Genomic DNA, 2940 nt, shown 5'->3' on the forward strand with positions numbered 1-2940 from the left:
CGGTGACTCATTCGCTGGCGGCCTGATCTGGACGCTGGTGAATGGCGGCGAGCTGGAAGATGGCGTCAGGTATGGTTCTGCAGCGGCTGCGATTAATGTCAGCGGCAATAGCTGCACCGAGGCCATGCCAACTCAGGAACAATTGTTCGATTTTATTGAGACCAGAGAGCAAAGCCTGTAGCCCTTCACCGGACGGAGGCGCTATCGGTATTACGGTCAGCCGGGCCTGTATTTAACGAATTTGTTTTTACGAACATTCCGGGCAATACACTCCATCGGGGTCCGGCTTTTTTATCTGACTGGTTTTCTGATAACAAGCGACCACGCACTAAATAAGAAAATGTAAGAAACAGAATGCTATTGCGATGCGGCTTAGAAGCTGCGTGGCAAGTGAGGAGGAAGCAACAATGGGTAAACATATCCCACCGTTTGATAATAAGAATCAGCCAATCGTTGATATCAACGATGATGTCACGCCGCTTTGTTATTTCAACCAGGTTCGTCTGAGTCAGGGTGAAACACACAGCCATTATGTTGAAGGCTACGAGTCAGTAATTGTACTGGCGGGCGGTACCTGTAGCATCAAGGTCAGCAAAAACAGTGCTGAAGAGAGTGAAGAAGCAATTACTTTCGACAATATCGGCCAGCGTGCATCCGTTTGGGATGGTAATCCGGAATCTGTGTATGTCCCGCTGGGCTATACCGCTGAAATAGAATGTGTCAGTGAGAATGCCGACATCATGATTGCCGGTGGTCGCTTTGAAGAGTCGCTGGAGCCTTTCTGCATCCGCCAAGACAACGTTGATATTGTTCAGTATGGCTCGGACGAGACAAAAACACACCGCAAAATCAAACATGTACTTGGTCAGTCTAACGCCGACAAACGTGGCCGTCTGCTGGTTAGCGAGCTATTCACTGTCGGTGTCGGTGGCTGGTCAGGTTTCCCGCCACACAAGCATGACGAAGACAGAATCAAAGAGGACGGCAGCAAGGAAACCTTGTACGAGGAAGTCTACCAGTTCCGTTTCAATCCTGACTTTGGCTTTGGCGCTCAGTTCCTTTATGAGCATGAGGACGATTTCGGGCCTGTGTACCACGTCCGTACCGGTTCGGTCATTGCTATCGACAAGGGCTATCACCCGAGCGTTGCTGCACCGGGCTACGAAATGTACTACTTCACCATCATTGTGGGCAAGACATCTAAGTCGCTGATCCAGCACTTCGATCCTCACCATGAATACCAAGTAGAAACCATACCCGGCATCAAGGACATGATTGCCAAATTCAAATAACAAGGAGCGGTTATGCTGGTTAATTTAAAAGATTTATTACCGGATGCAGCAGCATCCAACTATTCGGTACCGTGTTTCAATGTCTTTGGCTATGAAGATGCCAGAGCGGTAGTCGAGGCTGCCGAGGAAGTCGGCAAGCCAGTTATTCTGGCCTGCAATAAAGATGTCGTCGATTTTTACGGGGTAGATACAGCAGCATCGATGTTCCTGAATCTGGCGCATCAAAGTACGGTACCTGTTTGTTTGCACCTGGATCATACCTACGAAGAAGATATCGTGTTCCGTGCCCTGAAAGCAGGTTTTAGCTCGGTCATGTTCGATGGCTCCCAGCTGCCTCTGGACGAGAACATTGCCCGTACCCGTGCTGTGGCGGATGTTGCCCATGCGCTTGGTGCATCGGTAGAAGGTGAGATTGGTTCGGTTCCCTATGAAGAAGGGCGTGACCATATTAAGTCAATTTATACCGAGCCTGAAGATGCGGCGCGTTTTGCCGAGGAGAGCGGAGCAGACTGCGTAGCCATTTCTGTCGGGAATGTTCACCGCCTGACCGAGCCAACCTGTACCATTGATTTCGGACGGTTGGATCAAATTGCGGCGCAAGTGTCTATTCCACTGGTAATTCACGGTAGTAGCGGTATTCGCGATGAAGATATGCAGAAGCTGAAGCAGAGCAGGGTATCTAAGTTTAATATCGGTACTTGCCTGCGCCAGGCGCTTGGTCATAATCTGCGCGATTACATGAATAACGAGCCGCAAAAGTTTGATCGAATCTACTTTATGCAGAAGGCAATGCCCTATGTGAAGCAAGAAGCGATTCGCAACTTTGAATTATTGTCCTAAAATACCTGCCCCAAGGTAACAGGCCTTGGGGTATTATCTTTTTATTGTTAGCTTTCGAACGGGAGAGCCGCTAGGTATGCAAGTTGAAGAGACCCAACTACAACAAGTGCCGGCCGATCTGGATACACTGAAAGAGCTGATTGTTAAGCGTTACGATAAACTGAGTCATCGCTTACAGCAGGTCGCGGACTATGTGATGGCGCAGCCAATGCTCGTTGCGGTCGAGACAATGGCAACCATTGCCGAACAGGCGGATGTACCGCTGTCGACACTAAGCCGTTTTTCAAACGCTATGGGTTTTAGCGGCTTTAGCCAAATGCAGGCATTGTTTCGAGATCAGTACCTGAATCGTCCGAGAGACTATAAAGAGCGGGTACGACAGGCAAGGGAACAAGACAACCTCGGACCGGAATCGCCAATGGCGATTTTCCAGGATTATGGTACGGCCAATGTCGAAGCTATTGAGCAGCTTCAGATATCGGTATCGCCGCAGAAGCTGGAACGTGCCATTGCATTGATGGACAAAGCCGACACTATTTATATTCAGGGAATGCGAAGAGCTTATCCGGTTGCTTTTTATTTATGGTATGCCTTGATGAAATCGGATAATAACGTCGTGTTGCTAGACGATCACGGTGGGATGCTAACCCCGATGACCCGCCGCATGAGTGAAAAAGATGTACTGGTTACTGTTACTTTCAGCCCGTACGCTCCTGAAACCAGCTCGTTGATTGAGAGTGCGTTTGATAAAGGGGTGCCGATAGTTGCCATTACAGACAATCAAATGACGGCCAACGGCAGCAAGATG

Annotated in this window: 4 protein-coding genes; all 4 read left to right on the forward strand. The window is 49.2% G+C overall.

All coding sequences use genetic code 11. The annotated features are described in order from the left end of the window. The coding region (locus MHN01_RS22920; RefSeq protein WP_239413660.1) for a PfkB family carbohydrate kinase at positions 1-181 on the forward strand (181 nt) is incomplete at its 5' end. A 226-nt stretch (positions 182-407) separates the two neighbouring features. Then, positions 408-1292, forward strand: coding sequence for a 5-deoxy-glucuronate isomerase (locus MHN01_RS22925; protein WP_239413662.1), 885 nt, complete (start codon positions 408-410; stop codon positions 1290-1292). A gap of 12 nt (positions 1293-1304) precedes the next feature. Beyond that, positions 1305-2132: a class II fructose-bisphosphate aldolase gene (locus MHN01_RS22930; protein WP_239413663.1), complete on the forward strand. Its 828-nt coding sequence runs from the start codon at positions 1305-1307 to the stop codon at positions 2130-2132. A gap of 76 nt (positions 2133-2208) precedes the next feature. Then, positions 2209-2940: MurR/RpiR family transcriptional regulator (locus MHN01_RS22935; RefSeq protein WP_239413664.1), on the forward strand; the 732-nt coding region annotated here is incomplete at its 3' end.

The organism is Photobacterium sp. OFAV2-7 (genome assembly GCF_022347985.1).
Classification (GTDB): Bacteria; Pseudomonadota; Gammaproteobacteria; order Enterobacterales; family Vibrionaceae; genus Photobacterium.

Coding starts and splice junctions, on each gene's coding strand:
- MHN01_RS22930 (WP_239413663.1), top strand. CDS start 1,305: ATGCTGGTTAATTTAAAAGATTTATTACCGGATGCAGCAGCATCCAAC.
- MHN01_RS22925 (WP_239413662.1), top strand. CDS start 408: ATGGGTAAACATATCCCACCGTTTGATAATAAGAATCAGCCAATCGTT.